Source organism: Blastococcus sp. DSM 46786, from assembly GCF_900109665.1.
Classification (GTDB): domain Bacteria; phylum Actinomycetota; class Actinomycetes; order Mycobacteriales; family Geodermatophilaceae; genus Blastococcus; species Blastococcus carthaginiensis.
Genome location: NZ_FOAO01000001.1, coordinates 64,656 through 90,555 on the forward strand (window position 1 = coordinate 64,656; position 25,900 = coordinate 90,555).

Consider the following 25,900-nt stretch of genomic DNA (forward strand, 5'->3'; position numbering starts at 1 on the left):
CCGCCCCCACCCTCGCACGCTCGGGGGGAGCCTCCGGGCGGGCCGTCAGGAGTGGGCGACGATCGCGATGAGGTCGCCCTCCTGGAGGACCTCGCCCTCCACCACGTGCAGCTCCTGCACGGTGCCCGCGCTCTCGGTGAGCACCGGGATCTCCATCTTCATGGATTCCAGGATCACCAGCGTGTCACCCGCCGACACCTGCGCGCCCGGCTGGACGAGGACCTTCCAGACACTGGAGACCATCTCCGCGTGGATCTCCTCCACCGCCACCGGTACCTCCCGCGCCCGCCGATCGTGAGCCCCCATCCAAGCACGGGCGGCCGGCGTCAGGTCGCCGGGAAGGCCCGTCCCTCGGCGAGCCGCCCGAGCACCGCGCAGACCTCGGCCCCGTCGTGCGGGACGCCGGCCCCGGGCAGCCCGGACAGCGCCCGGCTGACCGCACGGGCCGCCGCCGCCACGCCGTCCGCCCCGCCGCTGACGGTGGCCAGCAGGGCGTCGTACCAGCCGTCCAGGCGGTCACCGGGGTCGTAGCCGCTCACCGCGACCAGGTCGACGCCGCCCTCGGCCTCGGGCGGGCGACCGGACCCGGGCAGACGGCCGCTGATCCGCCCGGCGGTCCCGGGGGGCAGGGTGGCGCGCAGCTGCGCGACGACCGCCGCCCGCGGTGCGGGCCGGGCCCCGGGGCCCGGGTCGGGCTCCCGGGGCCCGGCGGCGCTGCGCAGCGCCAGCTCGACGGCGTCCACGCCGTGCGACCGCTCGAGCACCGCCATGTCCAGCGAGAAGCCGGCGGCGACCTCGGCCAGCTCCCCGTCGGGCGCGATCCCCACGGTGACCAGCCCACGCCAGCCGACCTCGGCGAGGCGGTGCGCCGCTGCCGGCAGCTGCCCCGGCTCGCCGGGGGTCCAGGACACCCGCGCGATGCCGGCGGCGCGGTCCCGGGCGACCGGGGTGGTGAACCGCAGCCCCTCGGCGGTCACCCACGCCAGGAAACCGCGCTCGCTGGCCGGCTCGACGCCGTCCCCGCCGAGCCGGTCCAGCACCTCCGGGTCGGGCCCGGCCCAGCGCAGCCCTGCCCCGATGACCCCACCGGCGAGCCGGGCGTCGCCGGCCAGCGCGGGCGGGACGGGGAGCACGGTGTCGGCGCCGCTGCGCCGGGCCGCCTCGACGATGCGGTCGACGGCCAGGTAGGACTCGGCGGCCGGTGCCGGCCCCAGCAGCACCGCGTCGTCGGCCAGGCGGACGTGGCGGGCCGAGCGCTCCGTCTCGCTGTGCACCGCGACGGCCTTGAGACCGAGCCGCTGGCACGCGCGGATCGCGGCGCACCCCGCCGGCCCCCGTCCGGCGACGAGGACGGTCTCGATCCCCAGCTGCGGCACTCCTGCTCCTCCTGCACTCGCCCGGCCCGGCGCACGGCCGGGGCACCCCGTGAGAGGCTTGTCGGGTCAGCTTGGCGGGTCGGTCGGCGCCGCGCACCCCGCGTGCGCCGGTCACGGCCCGCACCGGTCCTGGGCCACCCGGCCCGCCAGCAGCATGAGGAAGGAGGGCAGCGATGTCCAAGCGCGGACGCAAGCGTCGCTCCCGCAAGGGGAACAAGGCCAACCACGGCAAGCGCCCCAACGCCTGAACGACCGAGCGCCCCGTCCCGCCCCCGGCGGACGGGGCGCTCGCGCGTCCGGCCCCGGTGACGTGCTGGAACGGCCACTCTGCAGGGGCCCGCGGCGAGCGTGCGAGCCGTGGGGGGCAGGGTGGTCCTCTTTCAGGCGGTGGGGCGCTCCTCCGACCGCTCGACGGTCAGCCGCTCGACGCTGACCTGGGTGCCGTCCTCCTCGAAGGAGACGCTCGTCAGCTGCAGCTTGATGCGCTCCCGCAGCCCCGTGGGCGGCTTGTCGCCACCGCAGCGCCGGCGCACCAGCGCCTTGAACTCCGCTTCGATGCCGAACTGCCGCAGGCAGGACGAGCACTCGTCGAGGTGCTCGGCGATCACGCCGCGGCGCTCGTCGGAGGTCTGGTGGTCGAGGAACTCGAAGACGTGGCTGAGGACGTCGTCGCACGAGTTGATGTCGAGGGGCTCGCCGGCCCCCAGCTCGTCGCTCACGGGCGGGTCGCCTCCTCACCGGCCCCGGCGCGGACGAAACCGCGCTCCCGGGCGTAGTCGGCCAGCATCTTCTGCAGCCCGCGCCGGCCGCGGTGCAGCCGGGACATCACCGTGCCGATGGGCGTGCCCATGATCTCGGCGATCTCCTTGTAGGCGAAGCCCTCGACGTCGGCCAGGTAGACCGCCAGCCGGAAGTCCTCCGGGAGCTGCTGCAGCGCTTCCTTGATGTCGGAGTCCGGCAGGTGGTCCAGCGCCTCGATCTCGGCCGACCGCAGGCCCGAGGAGGTGTGCTCCTCGGCGGCGTACAGCTGCCAGTCCTGCACCTGGTCGGTGGGGTACTGCTGCGGCTGCCGCTGCTTCTTGCGGTAGCTGTTGATGTAGGTGTTCGTCAGAATCCGGTACAGCCACGCCTTGAGGTTCGTGCCCTCGGCGAACTGGTGGAACGCGGAGTAGGCCTTGACGAAGGTCTCCTGCACGAGGTCCTCGGCGTCGGCCGGGTTGCGGGTCATCCGCAGCGCCGCCGGGTACAGCTGGTCCAGGAAGGGCAGCGCATCCCGCTCGAACCGGGCATCCCGCTCGGCGCGGGTCTCGGCGAGCTCGGTGCGGCTGCCGCCCTCGCGCGCCTCCGGCACCTCCGCCGGGGTCGCCTCGGGCAGCTGACCGGTGTTCTCGACCGCGGACTCCTCAGGCACCGACCGTCCTCTCCGGGGCCCCCGGAGGCGGGGCGCCACATCGGTCGATCCTAGCCGCGCGGCGTCCGGACGGCCCGGGGGACGTCGGCGCGCGGCCCGGGCGCGGGGGGTGGAGAGGGTGCTGCTCACGGCCGGTCCAACGGCACCGCACGCCGGTGGCATTCCCGGGTGCCGCATCTCGCTAGGCTCCCCCGCCGTGGCGGCAACCCCGGCGGTGCGGGTCCTGGAGCAGGCGGAGGTGGCGCACGCGCTGCACCCCTACGACCCCGAGCACCCGGCCGACCAGGGGCACGGCGAGGCGGCGGTGGCCGCCCTCGGGGCCGATCCCCGCCAGGTGTTCAAGACGCTGGTCACCCGCGTCGACGGTGCGCTCACCGTCGCGGTCGTCCCGGTCAGCGGCACGCTGGACCTCAAGGCGCTGGCCGCCGCGGCCGGCGGGCGGAAGGCGGCGATGGCCGAACCGGCCGATGCCGAGCGCGCCACCGGTTACGTGGTCGGCGGCATCAGCCCGCTGGGCCAGCGCAAGCTGCTGCCCACCGTGGTGGACTCCTCGGCGCTGGGCTTCCCCACCGTGCTGGTCAGCGCGGGGAGGCGCGGCCTCCAGCTGGAGCTGCCGCCGGCCGAGCTGGTGCGGCTGACCCGGGCCCGGACCGCACCGATCGGCCGCTGAGCCGTTGGAGCCCGCTCAGGAGTCCGCCGGCGTCGCCGCCTCCTGCCCGGCCACCGCATCGCGCGCGGTCGCCGTGCCCGTGCTGTCGCTCATGGCGGAGCGGGTCCGCACCAGGTGGGCGACCAGCAACTCGCCGGCGTGCCGGATGTGCTCCTCCATCGCCACCCGCGCACCATCGGCATCGCGCCCGTGCAGCGCCTGGATGAGAGCGGCGTGGTCGTGCGCCGACGCCTCCTCCCAGCCGGCGATGGACGTGAAGAAGCGGGTCGGCACGTAGCGCACCGAGAGGCCGAGGAACCAGTTCAGCTTCGGCGCAGCCGCCACCTGGTTGATCATCCGGTGCAGCTGGTGGTTGCACCGGGCGACGACGTCGCCGTCACCGTTCCGCGCCGCCCGGGTCAGCTGGTCCTGGAGCCGGTCGATCTCGGCGAGGTCCGCGTCACTGAGCTTGTCCGCCGCGCGCGCGGCGAGCTCCCCGGCGATGGTGGCCTGCACGAAGAAGAGATCGGCCACGTCCTCCGGCGACAGGGGGGCAACGACGAAACCTCGCCGAGGTTCGGAGACCACGAACCCCTCACCGCGCAGGAGCAGGAGCCCCTCACGCGCCGGGGTCACGCTGATTCCCAGATCAGCCGCGATCCGGTCCAGACGCACGAACTCACCTTCGCGGAGCTCGCCCGACATGATGAGCGCGCGGACGTAGCTCGCGGACTCCTCGCTGAGCGCCTGGCGCCCCCGACCGGGCTGCGCAGAACCGAACCCGTCGATGCCCGAACCGTCGACCGCCACCTCGGTATGGTAATCAGCCGACCCCGCGCCGTACTGCACTGATGACGTACGCCGGGGCGGACCCTCACCCGGCCGGGCGCGTCCCGGCCGGTCGAGCGCGGTCACCCCCGTCCCCCGGTGGGTGCGAGGACGCCCTCGTCGTGGAGTCGTCCGATCTCCGACGCCCCCAGCCCGAGCACGTCGGCCAGCACCTCGTCGGTGTCGGCCCCGAGCACCGGCGCCGGCCGGGGCGGCACCTCCTCCGCCCGGACCCGCAGCGGGCTCCCCATCGCCAGCAGGCGACCGATACCCGGCTGGACGACCTCGGTCAGCGGTGAGGATGCGGGCGCCGCCTCGTGGTCGCGCACGACGTCCGTGGCGGTCCGGTACGGACCCCAGAGGACCCGGGCGGCCTCGAGCTCGCGACTCACGGTCGCGACATCGCGCGCGGCGAACCAGCCGCGCAGGATCGCCGCGATCGTCTCCCGGTGGTGGTACCGGGTCACCTCGTCCTCGAGGTCCACGCCGAGGGCCTTCTCAAGGGCGGCGAACACCTCCTGCGTCCCGGTCACCTGGCACAACGACCGCCACTGCCCCTCGGTGAGTGCGACGACCATGACCCGCCGGCCGTCGGAGGTGGGGAAGTCGACGCCGAAGCTGCCGTACACGTGGTTGCCGTGACGCGGCCGGTCGGCGCCCGACAGCTGCGCGTCCGCGTACCACCCGAGGGCCGCGACCCCGGCCAGCGCGACGTCGGCGAGCGCCACCTCGAGGTAGGTCCCCTCCCCCGTCCGGCCCCGGTGCCGCAGCGCGGCGAGCAGGCCCACGACCGCGGTCTGCCCGGTGAGCAGGTCCCACGCCGGGAGCACGTGGTTCACCGGCGCCCCGTCGGACTCGCCGCCGGTCATGTCGGGGATACCTGCCGCGGCGTTGACGGTGTAGTCCACCGCCGGCCGACCGTCGCGGTGCCCTTGCACGTGGACGTGGACCAGATCGGGGCGTCGCGCCGAGAGCGCCGGCCAGTCCAGCCACGAGCGGGCGACGTTGTTGTCCAGGAAGACCCCGGCGTCCGCACCCGGGGCGGTGATCAGCGCCGTCACCAGCTCCTTGCCGGCCGGCGCCCGCAGGTCCACGGTCACCGAGCGCTTCCCCTTGTTCAGGCTGTGCCAGTACAGGCTGCCCCCGTTGGGGGCCAACGGCCAGCGCCTGTGGTCGGTGGCTCCGCCCAGCGGGTCGACCCGGATGACGTCGGCGCCCAGCTGGGCCAGGGTCATCCCGCCGGAGGGGCCGGCGACGTAGGTGGCGCACTCGACGACGCGCAGCCCCGCGAGCGGCCGCCCGCCGGCCCCCGCCTCCGCCGTCACGACGCGGCGGGCGCCGGCACCGTCGCTCCCGCCGGCTGGTGCAGGAGGACGCGGGCGACGTCGGACGTCATCTCGCTCAACGTCGGGTGCGGGTGGATCGACGCCAGCAGGTCCAGCGGGGAGGCCGCCATCTCGATGGCGAGCACCCCTTCGGCGATCAGCTCCGAGGCGTGCGGCCCGACGATGTGCACGCCGACCACCGCATCGACCGACCGGTCCACGACCAGTTGGGTGAACCCCTCGGTGGCGCCCATCGTCGCGGCCCGGCCGGAGGCGCTCAGCGGGAGGCGCGCGACGGCGACGTCCATGCCCTGGGCCCGCGCCTCCTCGGGCGAGAGCCCCGCGACGGCGATCTCCGGATCGCTGAAGACGACGGCGGGGACGGCCGCCGGGTCGAACGCCGCCGGCTTGCCGCACAACGCCTCGGCGGCCACCTCGCCCTCCGCCGTCGCCTTGTGCGCCAGGGCCGGCCCGGCCGTGATGTCACCGATGGCCGCGACGTGCGGTGCGGCCATGCGGTCCGGTCCCACCGCGAGGAGCCCGGCGCCGTCCGGCGTGATGCCGATCTTGTTCAACCCGAGCCCGTCGGTGTTCGGGCGCCGGCCGATGGCGACGACCATCTTCTCGGCCGGCACCCGGACGACGCCCGACCCCGCGGTCGCGGTGACCACGCCGTCCTCGAAGCCCTCCACCCGGTGCCCGAGCAGCACGTCGACACCCAGCGCCTCGAGCCGCTGGCGGACCGGGCGCAGGAGTGCGGCGTCGACACCCGGGAGCAGCCGGTCGAGCGCCTCGATGACGGTCACCTTGCTACCGAGCTTGGCGAACGCCGTCCCGAGCTCCAGCCCGATGTAGCCACCCCCCACCACCGCCATGCTCCTCGGCAGGCTCCGCAGGGCCAGGGCATCCGTCGAATCCAGGACCCGCAACCCGTCCCGCGGGAGGCCCGGCAGCTCGACGGGCCTGGAGCCGGTCGCGAGCAGGACGTCCGTGTACTGCAGATGACGCGGCGGGCGGTCGTCCGCGGACTGCAGGACCCCCGACCCCGGCCGGGTGAACCGGAACTCACCGGCCGCGACCTCCACGCCGGCTCGGCGCAGCAGCCCCGAGACGGCGCCGGTCAACCCGCCGACCTTGCCCGCCTTCCAGTCCTGGAAGCGGTCCAGGTCCACCGACACGTCCCGCACCGTGAGCCCGGCGTCCCCGAGCCCGCCGGCCCGGTGCGCCACGTCGGCGACCTCGATGAGCGCCTTGCTCGGGATGCAGCCGACCTGCAGGCAGACCCCTCCGATGCCGGAGTCCCCCAGCCGGTCGACGAGCAGCACGCTGCGTCCCAGCACGGCCGCGCGCAGGGCTGCCGTGTAGCCGCCGGGGCCGGCGCCGACCACGAGCAGGTCGACGCCCTCGGCCACTTCTCCGACGACCATCACTCCCCCTTGAGCAGCAGGATCGGGTCGGCCAGGTAGGCGATCAGCGTGGCCAGGAACCCGCCCAGGTCCTCCCCGTCGACCAGCCGGTGATCGGCCGAGACCGACAGCGGCAGCGTCGGTCGCACCACGGGCACGCCGTCGACCGGGACCACGGCGTCGCGGATGCGGCCGAACCCGGCGATCGCCGCCTCGGACGGCCGGATGATCGGCGTGGCGAGCCAGCCGCCGTAGCTGCCGAAGTTGGTGATCGAGAAGGTCCCCTCGGACATCTCCGCGGGGGTGACGCTGCGGTCGCGGGCGGCCGCGGCCAGTCCGTCGATCTCCCGCGCCAGCTCGCCCAGGGACTTGGCGTCCGCATCCTTGACGACCGGCACCATCAGCCCGGCACCGGTGGACGTGGCCAGGCCGATGTTGCGCCGGCCGTGGTAGGTGATCGTCTCGGCGTCCATGTCGATGCTGGCGTTGAACTTCGGGTGCTCGGCCAGCGTCGCGACGACGGCCTTGACCAGCAGAGGCAGGAACGTGAAGGGCACGCCGTCCCGCTCCAGGTGCGGCCGGAGGGTGGCCCGCGCCTGCACGAGGGCGGTCGCGTCCACCTCCCGGAACTCCGTGATGTGCGGGATCTCCCGCCAGGACGCCGTCATCGACTTCGCGATCGAGCGCCGCAACCCGCGCAGCGGCACGGTCTCGTCGGTGAGCCGGCGGACCGCGCGCCGGGGTTCGCCGGCCGCGGGGGCACTCTTGCGCGGGGACGGCGCCGACTCGGCTGTCGCGGTGTCGGCCACCGCAGGCGCGGTCGCGAAGGACCGGACGTCGTCCGAGGTCACCCGTCCACCGGGACCGGACCCGCGCACCGCACCCAGGTCGACCCCCATCTCCAGCGCGAGCCGGCGCGTGGCCGGCGAGGCCAGGACGCGCCCGGTCCGGGACCCGCCCCCGTCGGCGGCCGCATCGGGCGAGGGCCCGCCCGCCCCGGTCTCCGGGGACTGCGCCACGGCGACGGGAGTGGGGAGAGCCGGCGCAGCTGCCGGTTGCTCTCCGACGGCCGGGGGCTTCCCAGCGGACTGCGGGGTCGCCGGACCGGTCGAGCCGTGGCTGCGGATCCGTACCGACTCCTCGGTCTCGAAGACCACCAGCAGCGCGCCGATCTCCAGCACGTCGCCGACGTCACCCCCGAGGCGGAGCACCGTCCCGTTCACCGGGGACGGGATCTCGACGACGGCCTTGTCGGTCTCCACGTCGGCCAGCACCTGGTCGCGCACGACCGTCGACCCCGGCTGGACGTGCCACTCGACGATCTCGCCGGCATCGAGGCCCTCCCCGACGTCGGGGAGGCGGAACTCGAGCTCGCTCACGCTCTCTCCTCGCTCGCGCTCGTCGGCCGCGTTCGCGGCGCTGCTGTATTCATCGGTGAGCTCGTACGCTCGCTCACTTGGCGCTCACCGTCCGGCGGACGGCGTCGACGACGCGCTCGACGCTCGGGACGTAGTAGTCCTCGATCGAGGCGATCGGGTAGGGGGTGTCCGGCGCCGCGACCCGGGCCACAGGTGCCTCGAGGGAGTAGAACGCCTCTTCCTGCAGGGTCGCGACCACCTCGGCCCCGAAACCCGCCGTCAGCGGTGCCTCGTGGACCACGACGCACCGCCCCGTGGACTCGACGGCCGAGACCAGCCCCTCGACGTCCAGGGGGACGAGCGTGCGCAGGTCCAGGACCTTGGCCTCGATGCCCTCCTCCGCCAACCGCTCGGCGGCCCGCTCGGCGAGCTGCACGGCGGCGCTCCACGCCACCAGCGTCACGTCGGACCCCTCACGGGTGACCCGCGACTGCCCGAACGGGACCGTGTAGTCGCCCTCCGGGACCTCTCCCTTGACCAGCCGGTAGCCGCGCAGCGGCTCGCAGAACAGGACCGGGTCCGGGTCGCGGATGGCCTCCAGGAGCATGCCCTTGGCGTCGTAGGGGTTCGACGGCATGACCACCTTGAGGCCGGGGGCTTGCACGAACTGGGCCTCGATGGCATCGGAGTGCAGCTCCGGCGTCCGGACCCCACCGCCGAACGGCGTGCGGATCGTGACCTGCGCGTTGTACCGGCCCTGCGACCGGTAGCGGTAGCGGGCGATCTGGGGGGCGATCTGGTGGAACGCCTGGTGGGTGAACCCGAGGAACTGGATCTCGGCGACCGGCACCAGCCCCGAGACGGCCAACCCCAGTGCCGACCCCGCGATCACGCCCTCGGCCAGGGGCATGTCGAACACACGGTCGGCCCCGAACTCCTTCAGCAGGCCGTCGGTCGCCCGGAAGACCCCGCCGAGCTGGCCGATGTCCTGGCCCAGCGCCACGACCCGCTCGTCGCGCGCCATCTCCTCGCGGAGCGCCGACCGGATCGCCTCGATCATCGTCATCGTCGCCATGTGATCGCTCCTCGGCTCAGTGGGAATCCAGCGCGGCACGCTGCTGCGCACGCAGGCGCTCCGGCGGGTCGGCGTAGACGTGGGTGTAGATCTGCTCGGGGTTGGGCGGGGCGAACGCCTCGGCGGACTCGATGGCCTCGTCGACCTGCCGGTCGATGCCTGCCTGCATCTCCCGCTCGGCGTCGTCGTCCCAGGCGTCCTGGCTGCGCAGCCAGGCGGTGACGCGGCGGATGGGGTCGCGCTCGTCCCAGCCGCTGAGCTCCACCGGCTCCATGTAGCGGGTCGGGTCGTCCGCGGTGTTGTGCGCGCCCATCCGGTACGTCTGCGACTCGATCAACGTCGGCCCGCCACCCGTGCGCGCACGCTCGACGGCCTCCCGCATCGCGGCATAGACGGCGAAGAGGTCGTTCCCGTCGACGATGACGCCCGGGAAGCCGTACCCCTCGGCCCGGCTGGCGAAGTTGGCCGCCGCCGTCTGCTTCGTCCGCGGGGTCGAGATCGCCCACCCGTTGTTCTGCAGGAAGAACACGACCGGGGCCCGCATCACGCCGGCGAGGTTCATGGCCTCGTGGGAGTCCCCCTCCGAGGACGCGCCGTCGCCGAAGTAGGTGGCCACCACGCTCTCGCTGCCCTGGAGCTTCAGCCCCCAGCCGAGCCCGACGGCGTGCGGGAGCTGCGCGGCCAGCGCGATCTGCAGCGGGAGGACCTTGACCCCGTCGGGCACCCGTCCGCCGGCCGGGTTGCCCATCCAGTAGAGGAGGTACCCGTCCAGCGGGAAGCCGTGCCGGACGACGCCGGGGAGCTCGCGGTACTGCGGGACGATCCAGTCGCGGGCGGGGTCCAGGGCGAACGACGAGCCCACGACCGAGGCCTCCTGCCCCCGGACGGCGGAGAACGTGCCCATGCGGCCCTGCCGCTGGAGGCTGATCGCCCGGACGTCCACCGTCCTGGACAGCATCATCCAGCGGAGCGCGTCCCGGACCTGCTCGGTGCTCATCGGGGCCTCGGTGCCGGGGCGGACCGTCCCGTCGGGGGACAGGATCTCCAGGCGCTCGCCCGGTCCGGCGAAGCTGCGCTCGACGTCCTCCTGCTTGCTCTCGAGGTCCAGCTCGGCCTCGGTCTTGGGGTCATCGGCTGTCGGCTGGGCGGTCATGGCAGCCCTCCTTCGGGCGCGGGGGTCGGGTGGTGCGGGACGTGGCGGTGCCACCGGGTCGGCTAACCGATCTGGTTGGGAAGCCAGGTGACGAGGTCGGGGATCAGGAACAGCAGCGAGGTGGTGAACAGCTCCGCGGGGAGGAACCAGCCGATGCCCCGGAAGGCGTCCTCCAGCCGGACCCCGGGGGTACCTGCGAGGACGTAGACGTTCAGCCCCACCGGCGGCGTGATGAGTCCGATCTCGATCATCTTCACGGTGAGGATGGCGAACCAGATGCCGTCGTAGCCGAGACCGGTGACGACCGGATAGGCGAGCGGCAGGACGATCAGCATGATCGAGATCGGGTCGAGGAACATCCCTAGCGGGATCATGATCGCCAGCAGGACGATGATGAGGACCGTGGGCGACACCGGGAGGTCCAGCGCCCAGTTGGCGAAGGAGTTGGTGATCCCGGCGCTCACCAGGAAGTAGGTGAACAGGCTGGCGCCGACCAGGATGGCGAAGATGAAGCTGGTCACCGACGCCGCCTCCGCGAAGCTGTTCCGCAGGTTGGTCATCAACTGGCGGGGCCCGTACCGGAACACGTCCGCCAGCAGCATGAGCAGTGCGGCCAGGGCGCCCAGCGATGCGGCCTCGGTGGCGGTGAAGAGCCCCGCGTAGATGCCGCCGATCACGATGGCGAACAAGACCGTGATCTTGATCAGCCCGGCGTAGCCCTTGCCCTGCGGCCGGTTGCCGGCGAGGCTCGGCTGCTCGTCGACGGCGGTCGGTGCCTGGTTGTAGCCGCCGATGGCCGGCCGCAGCCGGACCCGGATGATCACCAGGGACATGAAGACCAGCGCCGACAGGATGCCGGGGATGATCCCGGCGGTGAGCAGTGCGCCGATGGACTCGCCCGTGATGATCCCGTAGATGACCAGCACGATGCTGGGCGGGATCAGCACGCTCAGGGTGCCCGCCGCGGCCACGATGCCGGCGGCGAAGGACACGCTGTAGCCGTACTTGCGCATCTCGACGATGGCGACCCGGCCGACGGTCGCGGTGGTGGCCACGCTCGATCCGGACACCGCACCGAAGCCGGCGCAGGCCGCGATGGAGGCGAGCCCCAGGCCGCCGGGGAGCCGGCGCAGCAACCGGTGGCTGATCCGGAAGACGTCCTCGGCCACCCGCGCGTGCGCGGCCAGCACGCCCATCAGGATGAACATGGGTATGACGACCAGCGTCGCCTCCGCCGTCGCCTGGTAGGGCAGCGAGCCGAGCGTGCCGGACGTGATGTCACCACCGCGGTAGATGACCAGGCCGAGGATGCCCGCGGCAGCGAGGGCGAAGGCCACCGGTACGCCGGTGCACAGCAGGACGAGGAGGACGAGGACGGCGAGGAGCGCCACGAGCCCCGCGGTCACGACCGGGCGTCCTCGTCGCGCTCCGCGGCCGCGGACGCCGCTTCGGGGTGCTCGTGCTGGACCGTCGGGGCACCCGTGCGGGCTCCGACGATCTCGTCGTAGGTGCTCAACGCCAGCTCCAGGACGAGGGCGACGAGGCCGAGCGGGATTACGATCCGGATCGGCCAGATGGGCACGGGGACGAGGCCGAAGCGGAACTCTCCGACCTGGAACGAGTTGATGGCCACGATCGCCGTCTCGTACGTCATCCACAGGAGCACCGCGATCGCGACGAAGAGCCCGATCGCACGGACGACGTGCGCGACGCGCGCCGGCAGGCGTTCGGTGACCAGGTCCACGCCGATGTGCGCGCCGGTGCGCTGCGCGTAGGCGAGGCCCAGGAACACCAGCCCGGCGAGGAGCACCTCGCTGTACTCGACGACGCCCGGGATGGACGAGCCGGTGACCTGGCGGACCAGCACGTCCAGAGCGGTGCTGATCATGATGCCGACGATGAGCAGGGCGGCGATGACCCCGAAGGTCGTCGCGATCGCGTGGATGACCTTGCGGACCGTTCCGTCGGCCCGATCTTCCGCTGACCCGGCGATGGGGGCGATCGAGTGCGGGTCACCGATCAGCGCGTCGGGGGACAACGGATCGTTGTCCCCCGACGCCCCCATCGGTGTGGAACCGGTCAGTTGCCGCCCCGCTCTGCGCAGGCCACGAGGCCGGGCACGTAGGTGGACTCCGCGGCGTACTCCTCCAGCGCGGCCTGGTAGTCCGCCAGGAATCCGTCGACCACGTCCTCGGAGGCGCCGGCGCTCACGGTCGTCTCCCGCCAGGCCTCCAGCACGCTGTCACCGACGATGCTCTCGAACTCCTCGACGTCGGCCTCCGGGAAGACGCCCGGCGTGCCGCCGGCCTCGAGGAAGGTGTCGCAGGTGTTCTCCTCCTCCTCGGCCAGCAGCGCGATGGCGTCGGTGACGTACTGGTCGATCTCCTCGGTCATGAGCTCGCGCGTCTCCTCGGGAAGGCCGTCCCAGAGGCTCTTGGTGATGACCAGCGCGCCGAGGTTGTAGAGGCCGGTACCCGGGTCCGTCATGTGGGGTGCCACCTCGTTGAGGCTGTTGGCGACCGCCACGTCGAACGGGTAGGACGTGAAGCCGTCGATGACACCGCGCTCGACCGATTCGTAGACCTCCGGCGCCGAGAGCGCCACCGGGCTCGCACCGGTCTGCTCGATCGCCTGGCTCAGCAGCCCGACGGCGCGGATCTGCCGGCCGGCGAGATCGTCGAGCCCGGACAGCGGCTCCGCCGTCGCGATCATGGTGGGGGCGAGCGGCACGAAACTGAGCACGTGGACGCCCTGGTCCTCGTACTCCGCCCGGAACGCCTCGTTGTTCTCGTACAGGTCGTTCATGGCCCGGACCTGCGCCTCGGCGTCGTCGGTCTGGAAGGGCACGCCGACGATCTGCGAGAGCGGCAGCTCGCCCGGGTAGTAGAGGGCGATCATGAAGCCGAGGTCGGCCCGGCCCTGCGCGACGCCCGGCAACGTGTCCGTCGCCGACAGCAGCGCCTCCTGGTAGAACTCCTCGACCGTGATGTCGCCGCCTTCCTCGATCGAGTCGAAGTAGTTGGCGATCCCGGTGCTCAAGGAGGAGTTCGGGGGCAGGTAGTTGGCGTACTGCCAGTCGTACGACTGAGCCCCGCCACCGCCACCGCCACCGCCGCCGGAGTCCCCACCGCAGGCGGCCAGCGAGGCCGCCAGCACCGCCGCTGCGCCTACCGCAGCGGCCCGCTTCGTGCGTTGTGAGCTGTGCACGCCATCTCCTCGATTCGGTGCCGACAAGACCAGCCCGGTCCGGCTGACCTGTGACGAAGACAACACCACATACGATATATGCGGTCAAGTAACACCTGCGCAACGACTGCGGCGGTGCCTGCTCGGTCGCGAACGGCCGAGGGCGCGCCCCGATGGCCGGCTCGGCGCGCGAGCGCCCAGGGGTGGGCGGCCCGCTCCTCCGGCCGGTCGCGGCCTACCGCCGCGCGTCGGTACTTGTGACTCCAGTCACGACGCTAGGAGACGGGCGGCGCGACCAGCAGGGAGAATTGCTCCACCATGCCGGTCCCTCTGTAGTGGATCCGTCCACAGGGCGCACGCGGCCGCCTCCCGCTGGCGGTGGCCCCTCGTCATCGAGGTCGGTCGCGCGGTCAGCGCCGGCGCGCGGCGACGACCTTTCCCGGGTTGAGGATGCCGTGCGGGTCCAGCGCCTCCTTGATCGCGTGGTGCATCGCGAGCACGGCGGGTGGGATCTCGGCGACCAGGCCGTCGCGCTTGAGCAGTCCGATCCCGTGCTCCCCGGTGACCGTGCCGCCGAGCGCCAGGGCGCCGGCGATGATCTCGTGGAAGGCCAGCTGGGCGCGGTCACGAGCGGCCTCGTCGCCGGGCGGGGTGATCAGCAAGGGGTGCAGGTTGCCGTCTCCCGCATGGGCGATGTTGGCGATGACGATGTCGTGCGCGGCGCCGATCTGCTCGATGCGCGCGAGCATCGCCGGGACGGCGGCCTTCGGGACGCACACGTCCTCGGTGAGAACCGGCCCCAGCCGCTCCAGCGCCGGGTAGGCGAGCCGGCGTGCGGCGAAGAGCGCGTCCGCCTCCTCGGCATCGGTGCTGACGGCGGCCCAGCTCGCGCCGGCGCCCTCGAAGGCGGCCAGCATCCGTTCGGCCTCGGCGTCCCCGGCCGCGCCGGGGGTGTCCACCCGGCCGAGCAGCACGACCTCGGCGTCGTCGGACAGACCCATGTTCTTCCAGGCGTCGACGGCGGCCAGGCAGTGCCGGTCCACCAGTTCGAGCGCCGAAGGAGTGAGCCCGGCCGCCGCGACCGCGGTGACGGCCTCCCCGGCGGCGACCACCGAGTCGAAGTAACCGGCCACGGTGCGCTCCGGATCGCGGAGCGGGCGCAACCTCACCGTCACCTCGGTGACGATGCCGAGCGTGCCCTCGCTGCCGACCATCAGGCCGGTGAGGTCGTACCCGGCCACCCCCTTGGCGGTCCGCCGACCGAGCCGGACCAGCTCACCGGTGCCGGTCACGACCTGCAGGCCGAGCACGTAGTCACCGGTGACGCCGTACTTGACGCAGCACACGCCACCGGCGTTGGTCGCCACGTTCCCACCGATGGTCGACCAGGGAGAGCTGGCCGGGTCGGGCGGGTACCAGAGGCCGTGGCGGGCGACGTGGGCGCGCAGGTCGTCGTTGACCACCCCCGGCTGGACGACGGCGAAGCGCTCGAGCTCGTCCACCTCCAGCACGGCGTCCATCGCCTCCATGGAGACGACCACGCACCCCGCGCTGGCGTTGGCCCCGCCGGACAGCCCCGTACCGGCACCACGCGGGACCACCGGGGTGCGGTGCTCGATGCACGTGCGCACGACCGCCTGCACCTCCTCGGCCGCGCGGGGCCGGACCACGGCGACGGGGAGCACGTTCTCGGCCCACTCAGCCTCGTCGTGCGCATAGGAGGCCAGCACGTCCGGGTCGGTGACCACCCGGCCGGGCGGCAGCGCCGCCCCGAGGGCCGCCACCACGTCGGGGGCGCGGGCGGCGACGGATGCTGCAGTGGCGGATCCGCTCACGCCACTGGGGGTCGAGGTGCCGGTGGTCATCCTGCCGAGAGTAGGTGTGGCCCCTGACACACTCAATGGACGATCCGCTCACCGCCCGAGACCGCACGTGGCCCCATCGTCCACCCGGGGAGGACGCGTCCGTGACCGACCGCTCTGCCACCTGGCTGCACCTGCTGGCGGCCGACGCCTCGGCCGAGGAGCTCGGTGCCCACCGCGCCGAGCTCCTGGCCGACCCCGCCGTCCCGCCCGCGGAGCGCGTCCGGATCGAGGAGGAGGCCTCGGCGGCGGGGCGGGTCCGGGAGCTCCTGGCCGCCGGCCGCCGCCACTCCCGGGAGCTGGTCGTGCTCAACGACCTCGCCCGCCGGTTGGGTTCGATGCACGATCCGGGCGAGGTGCTCCAGGAGGTGGCCGCCCAGTCCCGCCGCCTGCTGGACGCCGACGTGGCCTACCTGATGCTGCGGCGTCCCGAAGGGCTGCGGATCGAGGTCGTCGACGGCTCGATGGGTGGAGCGCTGCGCGGGATCACGCTCCAGGAGGGCGAGGGCATCGGTGGCGAGGTGCTGCGCACCGGCCGGCCGGTGTGGACCGAGTCCTACTGCACCGACCCGCAGGTCCACCGGCTGGCGCACATGGACGTGGCGGCGCGCAGCGAGCAGCTCGGCGGCATCCTCGGCCTCCCGCTCCAGCTCGGCGGGGAGACCATCGGCGTGCTACTGGCCGGTGACCGCCGTCCGCGACGCTTCGCCGACCACGACGTCGAGCTGATGGCCGGCTTGGCCGCGCACGCCGCCGTCGCCCTGCGCAACGCGCAGCTGATCGACGAGCTCCGCGGCACGGCGGGTGAGCTGGCACGCCGCAACGCCGAGCTCCGCCGGTCGGAGGAGCAGCGCGAGCGGGCGGCGGCGCTGCGGGAGCTGCTCACCGCGGCCGTGATCGGAGGAGGTGGTGTCCCCGCCATCGCCCGGGCGCTGGAGCGGGCGGTCGGCGGCGAGGTGCAGGTCTGGGATCCCGTCGGCGGGCGGTTGGACGCCGCACCTTCCGCGGAGGGACCGGATCTCCTCCGGGACGCCGAGACCGGGGACGCGCCGTGGCCGGACCGGCTCGCCACCCCTGGGCACCGGACGGTCCGGACCGGCAGCCGTTCGGGGGTGCTGGTCCCGGTGACGCTCAGCGACGGCCCCGCCGGCTGCCTCGTCGTCTGGGACGTCGAGGGGGCGGACGCGGAACTGGCCGGTCTGCTGCAGACGGCGGCGACCTCGCTGGCCCTCGTCGTGGTCACCGAGCGGGCGGTTGCCCTGGCCGAGCTGCGCAGCAGGGGTGAGTTCCTCCAGGCCCTCCTCGCCGGCGACGTCGATGATGCGGGAGCCCGCCGGCGGGGGCGGGCAGCTGGGCTCGACGTGGATGCGGTCACCGCCGTGGCGGTGCTGGACCCGGGCGCGCGAGACCTCCAGCCCGCTGCCCGGACCGCAGCCCGCCTGGCCAAGGGAGCGCGCGGCTGGTCTGCCGAGCACCAGGGGCGGGAGGTGGTCCTGCTGACCGGACCGAGCGCCGAGGACGCCCTCGCCTGGCTGCGGGCACCGGGCAGCCCGCTCCCCGCCGCCGTCGGGTTGGCCCCGTGCGGCGGCGGGGCCGCCTCGATCCGGGCCGCCCACCAGGAGGCGCGGCAGACCGCCGCCCTTCTGCACGCCCTGGGACGCCCGGAAGTGGCAGCCACGTCGGCCGCGTTCGGGATCTACCGGGCGCTGCTGAGCCCGGCCGGCCGGGGTGAGCTGCACGCCTTCGTGAGCGCGACGCTGGGCCCTCTGCTCGACTGGGACGCCCAGCGGAACAGGAACCTGGTCGACACCCTCGCGAGCTTCCTCCGCAACGCCCAGCACCACGCCCGCACGTGCGCCGAGCTGCACGTGCATGCCAACACGCTCTACCAACGGCTGGACCGGGTGACCGAGTTGCTCGGGCCGGACTGGCGGGATCACGACCGGGCCCTGCAGCTCCAGCTGGCGCTCGTGCTGCGGTCGCTGGCCGAAGGGCTGCCCGCGGCGGGCTGACCTCGGGCGGCATACCGGAGGCGGCGGTACCGGAGGCGGCGGTACCGGAGGCGGCGGTACCGGAGGCGGCGACCCGTTCCCAGCTTCCTATATTTTGTGCGATCGTGAGCCCGTGACCGCGGGAGCGGGCACGCGGAGTCGGCGCTTCACCGGCGGAGGGGGTGCCGTGGCCAACAAGCCGGGCTGGAACGGACGCTTCTACGAGGACTTCGAGGTCGGTGACGTCTACGAGCACCCGCTCGGACGCACGATCACCGCGACCGACAACTCCTGGTTCACGCTGCTGACCCAGAACACCGCCCACCCGCACTTCGACCCCCACTACGCCGCGCAGACGGAGTTCGGCCGGCCGATCGTCAACTCGTGCCTGACCCTCGCCCTGGTCACGGGCCAGTCGGTGACCGACGTCTCCCAGAACGTCTTCGCGAACCTGGGGTGGGACGAGGTCCGGATGCCGCACCCGCTGTTCGAGGGCGACACCGTGTACTCCCGGTCGGAGGTGCTGGCGCTGCGACCGTCCCGCTCCCGGGAGAGCACCGGCCTGGTCACCGTGCGGACCACGGGATACACCCAGGAGGGCACCGTGGTGATCACGTTCACCCGGACCCTGCTGGTCTACCGACAGGGCCGCGGCCCGACCTCGGCCCGACCCTCGGTCGTCGCGGAGGAGCGATGAGCACTCCGCTGACCGGTTCGCGCGCCTACCTGTTCGTCCCCGGAGATCGCCCGGAACGCTTCGACAGGGCCGCCGGCTCGGGCGCGGTGCCGATCCTCGACCTCGAGGACGCCGTCGCCCCTGGCCGGCGGGCAGCGGCCCGGGAACACGTCCGCCGGTGGCTCGACGAGGACGGCAGGGCAGTCGTCCGCGTGCAGGCCGCGCACGCGCCGGGCCACGAGGACGACGTCGCCGCGCTGGCAGGGAGCCCCGGCCTGATGGCCGTCATGCTGGCCCGTGCCGAGGACCCCGGCCACGTGCGGGCGGCGGGCGAGGCGACCGGCGGGCCGGTGATCGCTCTCGTCGAGACCGCCGCCGGGATCGCCGCCGCCCGTGAGCTGGCCCGCGCCTCGGCGCGACTGGCCCTGGGCGATCAGGACCTGGCGCTGGACCTGGGGGTCACCCCGCGCTCGCCCCTGGTGCGCCAGCTCGCGGCAGAACTCGTCCTGGCCTCACGGCTGGCCGGCCTGCCCGCACCGCTGGACGGGGTGACCACCGAGCTCGACGCGCCGGACGTCCTGGCCGCCGACGCCCGTGCCGCCCGGGAGAACGGCTTCGGCGGGAAGCTGTGCATCCACCCGCGCCAGGTGGAGGTCGTCGGCCGGGCATGGCGGCCCTCTGCCGAGGAGCTCGCCTGGGCCCGGGCGGTGGTCGCCACCGCCGGCGGCGACGGCGGTGTCGGGACCGTGGGGGGCGCGATGGTCGACCGCCCCCTGGTCGAGCGTGCCCGCGCACTGCTGGCGGACGCGGCAGGCTGACCGGCCCGTCCGGGAGATCCCTCCCGGACGGGCCGGGGATCAGCCGCGGCCCAGACCCAGGACGTGCCCGGCGACGTGCTGGAGGATGAGGTGGTTCGACACCGGCGCGACGAGGTAGAGGCGCGACTCACGGAACTTGCGCTCCACGTCGTACTCGGCAGCCATGCCGTAACCCCCGAGGGTCGTCATGGCCGCGTTGGCCGCCGCCCACGCCGCTTCGGACGCCAGGAGCTTCGCGATGTTCGCGTCCGTGCCCGCGGTCTCGCCCTGGTCGAACAGCTCGGCCGCCCGGTCACGGACCAGGGACGCAGCTCGCATGTCCGCCCAGGCCCGTGCCAGCGGGAAGGACACGCCCTGGTTGTCCCCGATCGGCCTGCCGAACACGACGCGGTCGCGGGCGTAGGCCGACGCCGTGTCCAGGAACCAGCGGGCGTCGCCGATGCTCTCGCTGGCCAGCAGGATCCGCTCGGCGTTCATGCCGCTGAGGACGTGCCGGAACCCCTGGCCCTCGATCCCGACGAGGGCGTCGGCGGGTAGCTCCAGGTCGTCGATGAACACGGCGTTGGTCTCGTGGTTCACCATCGTGTCGATGGGCTCGGCGCGGACGGAGGAGCCGGCTGCCCGCAGGTCGACGAGGAAGAGGCTGAGCCCGTCGGTGCGCTTGGCCACCTGGTCGCGGGGCGTGGTCCGGGCGAGCAGCAGCATGAGGTCGCTGTGCTGGACGCGGGAGATCCACATCTTGCGGCCGTTGACGACGTAGCCGTCGGAGGTCCGCCGGGCGAACGTGGTGATCCGGGTGGTGTCCGAGCCCGCGTCGGGTTCGGTGATGGCGAACGCCTGCAGTCGCAGCTTGCCCGCGGCGATGTCGGGCAGGTAGGTGCGCTTCTGCGCCTGCGAGCCGTGCCGCAGCACGGCCCCCATCGTGTACATCTGCGCGTGGCACGCCGACGTGCTCGCCCCGGTGCTGTTGATCTCCTCCATGATCACCGAGGCCTCGGCGAGGCCGAGCCCTCCTCCCCCGTACTCCTCGGGGATGAGCACCGAGAGCCAGCCGGCCTCGGTGAGCGCGCGCACGAACGCCTCCGGGTACTCGCGGGCGGCGTCGCAGCGTCGCCAGTACTCCGCGGGGAAGGACGATGCCAGGTCGCGCACACCCGCGCGCAGGTCCTGCAGGTCGGTCTCGGGCATGGGTCAGCTCCTCGGGGTGGTGGCGAGCGGGGCCGCGGTCCCGGCGAACCGCCGCAGGGCGTTCCGCTGGCGCTCGCGGTACCGGGCGACGTTGTCCAACTTGATCTCCTCGAAGCCGCGCACCATGTCCGGGAGAGCCGCCAGCTCGACGGCCACGCCGTGGTTGTCCGTGGTCAGCCCCTCGAGCAGGCGGTGCACGAGCTCCCGGTACTCCTGGATGAGCGCCCGCTCGGTGCGACGGACGTGGCTGCGGCCGAACGGGTCGAGCGCGCTCCCGCGGAGCCGGCGCATGCCGTAGAGCGCGCGCAGGACCGGCCGCGCGGCGCGGGCGTCGATCGCGATCTTGTCCTTGCGGCCCAGGTACCGGAGCAGGGGCGGGTGCAGGCGGTAGCTGTAGCGCGCCCCCCGGCCGAAGCGGGACTCGACGTCGGCCTCGACGGCCGGGTCGATCGAGAGCCGGGCGACCTCGTACTCGTCCTTGTACGACATCAGCTTGTACAGCCCCAGCGCGACCGCCTCGGCCAGTTCCCCGCTCCCCGGGACCACCTCGGCCTCCGCGGCGCGCACCTGCTCGACGAGCCGGGCGTAGTCCTGCGCCCAGCCGAGGTCCTGGTACGCGACCAGGTCGGGCACGCGCACGCCGATGCAGCGCGCCAGCTCCGAGCCGACCGGCGCCTGCACCGACGCGATCAGGGCGGCGACCTCGGGCGCCGGCGGCGCCGGCTCCGCCGCCGGCGGGACCATCTCGACCAGGGCGGCGGCGAGCCCGGCGGGATCCGCCACCGCCTGCCGACCGCGACGGAACGCCTGCACGTTGACCTGGACGGCCGCGCCGTTGACCGCGATCGCCTCCTCGATCACCGAGGCGTGGACAGGGAGCGCGCCGGCCTGGTAGGCGGAGCCCAGGAGCAGCACGTTGGCCGACTGGTCGCTGCCGAACAGCTGCTGGGTCAGCCGGTGGGCGTCGAGGAACACCGCGTCGTCGTCCCGGGTCGCCGCCCGGATCCGGTCCTCCAGCTGCTCCTGCGGCGGGAAGGACACCCCCGGGTCGGACACCATCGCACCGGTGGCGACCTGCGCGGTCGAGACGACGGCGACCGTGCGTGCCGGATCCGCCGCCGCGAGGTTCTTCGCCTCGGCCGCCACGAGGATGTCGCACCCCAGCAGGAGGTCGCACTCCTCCCCCGCCACCCGCGCGGCCTGGACCACGGCTGCCCGGGTGAACTTCAGGTCGGAGACGACCGCACCACCCTTCTGCGCCATCCCCGTCTGGTCCATGCCGCGCACGTGCAGTCCCCCGAGCTGAGCCGCCGTGGCGAGGATCTGCGCGACCGTGACCACGCCGGTGCCGCCGATGCCGACGATGCGCAGTGCGAAGTCGTCCGCCGCGACCCGGGCGGTGGGCGCCGGCAGCGTGGCGTCGTCGAGCTCGGCGGCCGTCGGCCTCGGCGACTGCTCGCCGGGCACGACGGTGAGGAAGGACGGGCAGTCGCCCGCCAGGCAGGTGTAGTCCTTGTTGCACGACGCCTGGTGGATCTGCGTCTTCCGGCCGAACTCCGTGTCGACCGGGACGACCGAGAGGCAGTTGGACTTCTGCCCGCAGTCGCCACACCCCTCGCAGACCCGCTCGTTGATCACCACACGGGTGGCCGGCTCCGGCAGCAAGCCGCGCTTGCGCCGCCGGCGCTTCTCCGTGGCGCACTCCTGGTCGTGCACGAGCACCGTGACGCCGGGTACGCGCGCCAGCTCCTCCTGGGCCTCGACCAGGCGGTCGCGGTGCCACACCTGCGTCTTCGCGGGCAGCCGCACGCGCCGGTACTTCTCCGGCTGGTCGGTGGTGACGATGATGCGGGCGACGCCCTCGGCGGTCAGCATCGAGGCCAGCGCCGGGACGGTCATGCCGCCCTGGGCGCTCTGCCCACCTGTCATGGCGACGGCCGAGTTGTAGAGCAGCTTGTACGTCATGTCCACCCCGGAGGCGACGGCCGCGCGCAGGGCCAGGCTCCCGGAGTGGTGGAACGTGCCGTCCCCGATGTTCTGGACCATGTGGGGCACGTCGACGAAGGGCGCCATGCCGATCCACTGGCTGCCCTCGCCGCCCATCTGCATGAGCACGCTGACGTCGCCCACCGTCTCGGGCTTCATCAGGACGGCCAGGGAGCTGCAGCCGGTCCCGGTGCCGATGAGGGCCCCCTCGGGAGCAGCCATCGACGTGCTGTGCGGGCATCCGGAGCAGTAGTACGGCGTCCGGCTGAGCAGCGGCAGCAGCGCGGGCCGGCGCTCCTCCCGGGCGGCGCGGGCGGTCCGCGCCTCCGACCACGCCTCCACCGACGGCATGCCGCCGAGCGCCAGCAGCCGCCGCGCGAGCACGCCGGCCAGCAGGTCGGGCTCCAGCTCTCCGGAGGCCGGCACGAGCCGGCTCCCATCGGGGCCCGTCTTGCCGTGGACGACCGGCGCCCCGGTGCGGCCGTAGAGGATCTGCTTGACCGCCGCCTCGACGAAGGACCGCTTCTCCTCGACGACGACGATCTCCCGCAGCCCCTCGGCGAACGAGCGGATGATCCCCGGCTCCACGGGGGTGACCATCCCGAGCTTGAGCAGCCGCACGCCCCGGCGGCGGCACTCGGCCTCGTCCAGCCCGAGCGAGGCCAGGGCCTGGCAGACGTCGAGATAGGTCTTCCCCGCCGCCACGATGCCGACGCGGTCGTCGGCTCCCGATCTGGTGATGCCGTCCAGCCCGTTCGCCGCGGCGTACCGCTGCGCGATCAGCGGGCGCTCGTGGTGCAGCGTCGACTCGAGCTCACCCGACGTCGGCTGCAGCAGCATGCCGCGGACCTCGTGCCGGAACACCCGTCCGTCGACGGTCATGTCCGGCACCACGGGGACGATCCGGTCGGGATGGACCTCCACGGTGCCCGAGCCATCGGCGACGTCCGTGACGATCTTGACCCCGACCCAGAGCCCGGAGGCCCGCGACAGCGCGATCCCGTGCCGCCCCATGTCGAGCGCGTCCTGCGCGTCACCCGGGTAGAGGACCGGCATCCCGACGGCTGCCATGGTCGCCTCGGAGGCGTTGGGCATGGTCGACGACTTGGCGGACGGGTCGTCGCCGACGAGCGCCAGCACGCCGCCACGCGGCGCGGCACCGGCCATGTTGCCGTGCCGGAGGGCATCCACGGCGCGGTCGACACCTGGGGCCTTGCCGTACCAGATGCCGGTCACGCCGTCGTAGCGCAGTTCGGGACGGGTCTGGGCCAGCTGGCTGCCGGCCACCGCGGTGGCGGCGAGCTCCTCGTTCACCCCCGGCCGGAAGACGATGTCGTGCTCCTCGAGCAGGTCACCCCGGCGGCCCAGCTCCATGTCGAAGCCACCCAGGGGGGACCCGGGGTAGCCCGAGACGAAGCCGGCGGTGCGCTGTCCGCGTCGCCGGTCGGCGCGCACCTGGTCCAGCGCTACGCGGACCAGCGCCTGGATGCCGGTGACGTGGAGGAGTCCTTCGGACTGGCGGTAGCGGTCCTCGACCTGGACGGCGGTGTTCATCTCGCTCCTCGGGGCAGGTCCGGCGGCGGGGCCGGACTCTTCGCGCTCGGGACCGCGCATCCGCCGCGCCGGGTCGGTGACCGGCGGGTGGACGGGCGCCCCCGGTGGTGGAGGTGTTCGGGAACGGGCGTGCCTGCGACTCAGCCGTGGACGAGCAGGCCGCGGATCGTCTCGCCGGCGGCCTGGTCCGCGTATCCCTGGCGCAACTCCTCGAGCGAGTACCGCCGGGTGATCAGGGAGTCCAGTTCCAGCGAGCCCTCCTGGTGCATCCGCAGCAGTCTGGGGATGTCCCGGAAGGGGTTGCAGCCACCGAACAGCGAGCCCTGGATCCGCTGCTCGAAGACGGTGATGGGGTTGCCCAGCAGGGAGAGGGTCGTCTCCGTCGCCACGCCGGCGAGCGCGGTGAGGACCAGGGTCCCACCCTTGCCGACGCACCGGACCGCGCCCTTGGTGGTCTCCGCGTCCAGCTCACCGGTGGTCACCACCACCACGTCGGCTCCCACGCCCCAGGAGAGCTGGTGGGCCAGGTCGGCGGCCGCGCGGGTGTCCTCGGCCGTGTGCGTCGCTCCCACGGTCATCGCGAAGTCGCGCTTGAACGCCACGGGGTCCACGGCGATGACGTGCTGGGCGCCGGCGTGCGCGGCCCCCTGGACGGCGTTCACCCCCACGCCGCCCGCCCCGACCACGACGACCGTGTCACCCGGCTTGACACCGCCCGCGTACACGGCCGACCCCCAGCCCGTGGGCACGCTGCAGGACAGCAGGGCAGCGGTGTCCATGGGGACCCAGGGCTCGATGCGCACGCAGGAGTACTCGCTCAGCAAGGTGTGGCGGGCGAAGGCGCCCACCATGCAGTAGCCCCCGAGTGCCTCGCCGTCCAGGGTGAAGGGCCAGGTGCCGGTGGGCAGCTGCCCGGTCGCGATCGTCGCACAGGTTGGACCGCCCGGCCGCACACCACCGGCAGTGCCCGCACGCGGGCAGGAAGCTGGTGATGACGTGATCGCCGGGCTGCACCCGGTCGACCCCCGCGCCCACGGCCAGCACGGTTCCCGAACCCTCGTGACCGCCGACGATCGGGTAGCGACCGCCGGCGTTGGCCTGGCGCAGGTGCACGTCGGAGTGGCAGAGCCCCGCGAAGGCCATCTCGACCAGCACCTCACCCGGGCCCGGATCGCCGACCTCCAGTTCGACGATCTCGTAGTCCGAACCTGCATCGCGCAGCACGGCGCCGTAGGTCTTCACGTGTACTTCTCCTCCGGTGGATCGGATCGGGCACTGCCGTCGTCGGTGGTGCACGGCCGGGGTCGCGTCACTGCAGCCCCTGGTTCATGCCGCCGTCCAGGGGAACCGCAGCGCCGGTGATGTAGCGGGCGCTCTCCGAGCAGAGGAAGGCGACCGCGGCGCCGAAGTCCTCCGGCCGGCCGAGGGAACGGGCGGGGATCCTCGCCACCTCCGCCGTGATGCCGTCCCCCCACACGTGGCGCAGGCGCTCGGTGTCGTGCAGGCCGGGCTGGACCGAGTTCACCGTCACCCCGTCGGGGGCCACCTCACGGGCCACCGTCTTGAGGAAGCCGGTCAGCCCGGCCCGGGCGGTGTTGGACAGGATCAGGTTCGGCACGGGCTGCCGCACCGCGATCGAGGTGATGGCGACCACCCGGCCCCAGCCCTGCTCGCGCATCCCCGGCACCGCGGCGAGGCACATGCGCACGGTGGAGAGCAGGCTCAGCTCGAGCGCCGGGGCGTACTGGTCCGCTCCGACCTGGGTGAACGTTCCCGCGGGCGGGCCCGGGGCGTTGGGCACCAGGATGTCGACCCCGCCCATGGCCTCCTGCGCCAGGCGCACGAACCGCTCCCCTTCCCCGGGGTCGGCCAGGTCTGCCACGACCCACGCGGTACCGGCGCCGAGACGTCCGGCCGCCGCCTCGGCGCGAGCGGGGTCGGAGCCGCAGATCGTCACCCGCACCCCCTCGGCCACGAGCGCGGCCGCCGTCGCGTAGCCGAGCCCGCCGGTGGCCGCGGCCACCGCTGCTCGTCGCCCGTCCAGCCCGAGGTCCACGC

At 73.5% G+C, this 25,900-nt stretch carries 22 protein-coding genes and 1 pseudogene; 4 read left to right on the top strand and 19 right to left on the bottom strand.

From position 1 onward, the window contains the following. Window positions 1–45 precede the first annotated feature (45 nt). From BMW62_RS00335 to BMW62_RS00350, 4 genes are all read right to left on the bottom strand, one after another. Window positions 46–306, bottom strand: coding sequence for a biotin/lipoyl-binding carrier protein (locus BMW62_RS00335; protein ID WP_091928853.1), 261 nt, complete (start codon window positions 304–306; stop codon window positions 46–48). Between the two features lie 20 nt (window positions 307–326). Further along, window positions 327–1,376, bottom strand: a complete 1,050-nt coding sequence (locus tag BMW62_RS00340; RefSeq protein ID WP_091928854.1) for a biotin carboxylase N-terminal domain-containing protein — start codon at window positions 1,374–1,376, stop codon at window positions 327–329. A gap of 380 nt (window positions 1,377–1,756) precedes the next feature. Continuing rightward, window positions 1,757–2,095 (bottom strand): mycothiol system anti-sigma-R factor, encoded by a 339-nt coding sequence (gene rsrA / locus BMW62_RS00345; protein WP_211434914.1) that lies wholly within the window; start codon window positions 2,093–2,095, stop codon window positions 1,757–1,759. Further along, the gene (locus tag BMW62_RS00350; protein ID WP_091928855.1) at window positions 2,092–2,787 is read right to left on the bottom strand and encodes a sigma-70 family RNA polymerase sigma factor; all 696 of its coding nucleotides are present in this window, start codon (window positions 2,785–2,787) and stop codon (window positions 2,092–2,094) included. Before BMW62_RS00350 ends, rsrA begins: the two co-directional genes overlap by 4 nt. Before the next feature lie 196 nt (window positions 2,788–2,983). Here BMW62_RS00350 and ybaK point away from each other — a divergent pair, with 196 nt between their 5' ends. Continuing rightward, window positions 2,984–3,457 carry a Cys-tRNA(Pro) deacylase gene (gene ybaK / locus BMW62_RS00355; RefSeq protein WP_091928856.1) on the top strand — a complete coding sequence of 158 codons (474 nt, stop codon included), beginning with the start codon at window positions 2,984–2,986 and terminating at the stop codon, window positions 3,455–3,457. A gap of 15 nt (window positions 3,458–3,472) precedes the next feature. Here ybaK and BMW62_RS00360 read toward each other — a convergent pair whose 3' ends face one another. The 10 genes from BMW62_RS00360 to BMW62_RS00405 form a co-directional block, all read right to left on the bottom strand. Beyond that, on the bottom strand, window positions 3,473–4,246 hold the full coding sequence (locus BMW62_RS00360) for a GntR family transcriptional regulator (protein WP_211434915.1): 774 nt from the start codon (window positions 4,244–4,246) through the stop codon (window positions 3,473–3,475). A gap of 101 nt (window positions 4,247–4,347) precedes the next feature. Then, entirely contained in the window at window positions 4,348–5,589 is a 1,242-nt protein-coding gene (locus BMW62_RS00365; RefSeq protein ID WP_091928857.1) for a CoA transferase, read from the bottom strand. After that, a complete protein-coding gene (gene lpdA / locus BMW62_RS00370) occupies window positions 5,586–7,016 on the bottom strand; it encodes a dihydrolipoyl dehydrogenase (RefSeq protein ID WP_091928858.1) in 1,431 nt (476 codons plus the stop codon). Before lpdA ends, BMW62_RS00365 begins: the two co-directional genes overlap by 4 nt. Beyond that, complete coding sequence (locus BMW62_RS00375) at window positions 7,016–8,374, bottom strand: dihydrolipoamide acetyltransferase family protein (protein ID WP_091928859.1); 1,359 nt, start codon at window positions 8,372–8,374, stop codon at window positions 7,016–7,018. Before BMW62_RS00375 ends, lpdA begins: the two co-directional genes overlap by 1 nt. 73 nt (window positions 8,375–8,447) lie before the next feature. Beyond that, entirely contained in the window at window positions 8,448–9,428 is a 981-nt protein-coding gene (locus tag BMW62_RS00380; RefSeq protein ID WP_091928860.1) for an alpha-ketoacid dehydrogenase subunit beta, read from the bottom strand. A 16-nt stretch (window positions 9,429–9,444) separates the two neighbouring features. After that, on the bottom strand, window positions 9,445–10,581 hold the full coding sequence (gene pdhA, locus BMW62_RS00385) for a pyruvate dehydrogenase (acetyl-transferring) E1 component subunit alpha (RefSeq protein WP_091928861.1): 1,137 nt from the start codon (window positions 10,579–10,581) through the stop codon (window positions 9,445–9,447). 62 nt (window positions 10,582–10,643) lie between these two features. Next, entirely contained in the window at window positions 10,644–11,987 is a 1,344-nt protein-coding gene (locus tag BMW62_RS00390; protein WP_170852152.1) for a TRAP transporter large permease, read from the bottom strand. Next, window positions 11,984–12,646 carry a TRAP transporter small permease subunit gene (locus tag BMW62_RS00395; protein ID WP_091928863.1) on the bottom strand — a complete coding sequence of 221 codons (663 nt, stop codon included), beginning with the start codon at window positions 12,644–12,646 and terminating at the stop codon, window positions 11,984–11,986. The genes BMW62_RS00390 and BMW62_RS00395 overlap by 4 nt, the downstream gene beginning before the upstream one ends. 14 nt (window positions 12,647–12,660) lie before the next feature. Beyond that, window positions 12,661–13,788 carry a C4-dicarboxylate TRAP transporter substrate-binding protein gene (locus tag BMW62_RS00400; protein WP_139206148.1) on the bottom strand — a complete coding sequence of 376 codons (1,128 nt, stop codon included), beginning with the start codon at window positions 13,786–13,788 and terminating at the stop codon, window positions 12,661–12,663. A 389-nt stretch (window positions 13,789–14,177) separates the two neighbouring features. Continuing rightward, window positions 14,178–15,632 (bottom strand): FAD-binding oxidoreductase, encoded by a 1,455-nt coding sequence (locus BMW62_RS00405; protein ID WP_091928865.1) that lies wholly within the window; start codon window positions 15,630–15,632, stop codon window positions 14,178–14,180. Between the two features lie 101 nt (window positions 15,633–15,733). Between BMW62_RS00405 and BMW62_RS00410 the strand changes: the two genes are divergently transcribed. From BMW62_RS00410 to BMW62_RS00420, 3 genes are all read left to right on the top strand, one after another. Beyond that, window positions 15,734–17,641: a helix-turn-helix domain-containing protein gene (locus BMW62_RS00410; RefSeq protein WP_170852153.1), complete on the top strand. Its 1,908-nt coding sequence runs from the start codon at window positions 15,734–15,736 to the stop codon at window positions 17,639–17,641. A 166-nt stretch (window positions 17,642–17,807) separates the two neighbouring features. Further along, the gene (locus BMW62_RS00415) at window positions 17,808–18,317 is read left to right on the top strand and encodes a MaoC family dehydratase (protein WP_091928867.1); all 510 of its coding nucleotides are present in this window, start codon (window positions 17,808–17,810) and stop codon (window positions 18,315–18,317) included. Continuing rightward, window positions 18,314–19,114, top strand: a complete 801-nt coding sequence (locus tag BMW62_RS00420) for an HpcH/HpaI aldolase/citrate lyase family protein (RefSeq protein ID WP_091928868.1) — start codon at window positions 18,314–18,316, stop codon at window positions 19,112–19,114. The genes BMW62_RS00415 and BMW62_RS00420 overlap by 4 nt, the downstream gene beginning before the upstream one ends. A gap of 39 nt (window positions 19,115–19,153) precedes the next feature. Here BMW62_RS00420 and BMW62_RS00425 read toward each other — a convergent pair whose 3' ends face one another. The 5 genes and pseudogenes from BMW62_RS00425 to BMW62_RS00440 all read right to left on the bottom strand — a co-directional run bounded on the left by BMW62_RS00425 (window position 19,154) and on the right by BMW62_RS00440 (window position 25,898). Then, the gene (locus BMW62_RS00425) at window positions 19,154–20,302 is read right to left on the bottom strand and encodes an acyl-CoA dehydrogenase family protein (protein ID WP_091928869.1); all 1,149 of its coding nucleotides are present in this window, start codon (window positions 20,300–20,302) and stop codon (window positions 19,154–19,156) included. Between the two features lie 3 nt (window positions 20,303–20,305). Then, a complete protein-coding gene (locus BMW62_RS00430; RefSeq protein WP_091928870.1) occupies window positions 20,306–23,842 on the bottom strand; it encodes an indolepyruvate ferredoxin oxidoreductase family protein in 3,537 nt (1,178 codons plus the stop codon). A 140-nt stretch (window positions 23,843–23,982) separates the two neighbouring features. Beyond that, window positions 23,983–24,795 (bottom strand): zinc-binding dehydrogenase, encoded by an 813-nt coding sequence (locus tag BMW62_RS00435; RefSeq protein ID WP_244523750.1) that lies wholly within the window; start codon window positions 24,793–24,795, stop codon window positions 23,983–23,985. 16 nt (window positions 24,796–24,811) lie between these two features. Beyond that, a pseudogene (locus BMW62_RS23045) lies at window positions 24,812–24,985 on the bottom strand (alcohol dehydrogenase catalytic domain-containing protein); the annotation flags it as partial. A 166-nt stretch (window positions 24,986–25,151) separates the two neighbouring features. After that, window positions 25,152–25,898, bottom strand: a complete 747-nt coding sequence (locus BMW62_RS00440) for an SDR family oxidoreductase (protein ID WP_091928871.1) — start codon at window positions 25,896–25,898, stop codon at window positions 25,152–25,154. Window positions 25,899–25,900: the final 2 nt, after the last annotated feature.

Excerpts from the sequence above, each read along its gene's own strand:
- BMW62_RS00335 (WP_091928853.1), bottom strand. The coding sequence starts at position 306 with ATGGGGGCTCACGATCGGCGGGCGCGGGAGGTACCGGTGGCGGTGGAG.
- lpdA (WP_091928858.1), bottom strand. The coding sequence starts at position 7,016 with ATGGTCGTCGGAGAAGTGGCCGAGGGCGTCGACCTGCTCGTGGTCGGC.
- BMW62_RS00380 (WP_091928860.1), bottom strand. The coding sequence starts at position 9,428 with ATGGCGACGATGACGATGATCGAGGCGATCCGGTCGGCGCTCCGCGAG.
- pdhA (WP_091928861.1), bottom strand. The coding sequence starts at position 10,581 with ATGACCGCCCAGCCGACAGCCGATGACCCCAAGACCGAGGCCGAGCTG.
- BMW62_RS00395 (WP_091928863.1), bottom strand. The coding sequence starts at position 12,646 with ATGGGGGCGTCGGGGGACAACGATCCGTTGTCCCCCGACGCGCTGATC.
- BMW62_RS00405 (WP_091928865.1), bottom strand. The coding sequence starts at position 15,632 with ATGACCACCGGCACCTCGACCCCCAGTGGCGTGAGCGGATCCGCCACT.
- BMW62_RS00420 (WP_091928868.1), top strand. The coding sequence starts at position 18,314 with ATGAGCACTCCGCTGACCGGTTCGCGCGCCTACCTGTTCGTCCCCGGA.
- BMW62_RS00425 (WP_091928869.1), bottom strand. The coding sequence starts at position 20,302 with ATGCCCGAGACCGACCTGCAGGACCTGCGCGCGGGTGTGCGCGACCTG.
- BMW62_RS00430 (WP_091928870.1), bottom strand. The coding sequence starts at position 23,842 with ATGAACACCGCCGTCCAGGTCGAGGACCGCTACCGCCAGTCCGAAGGA.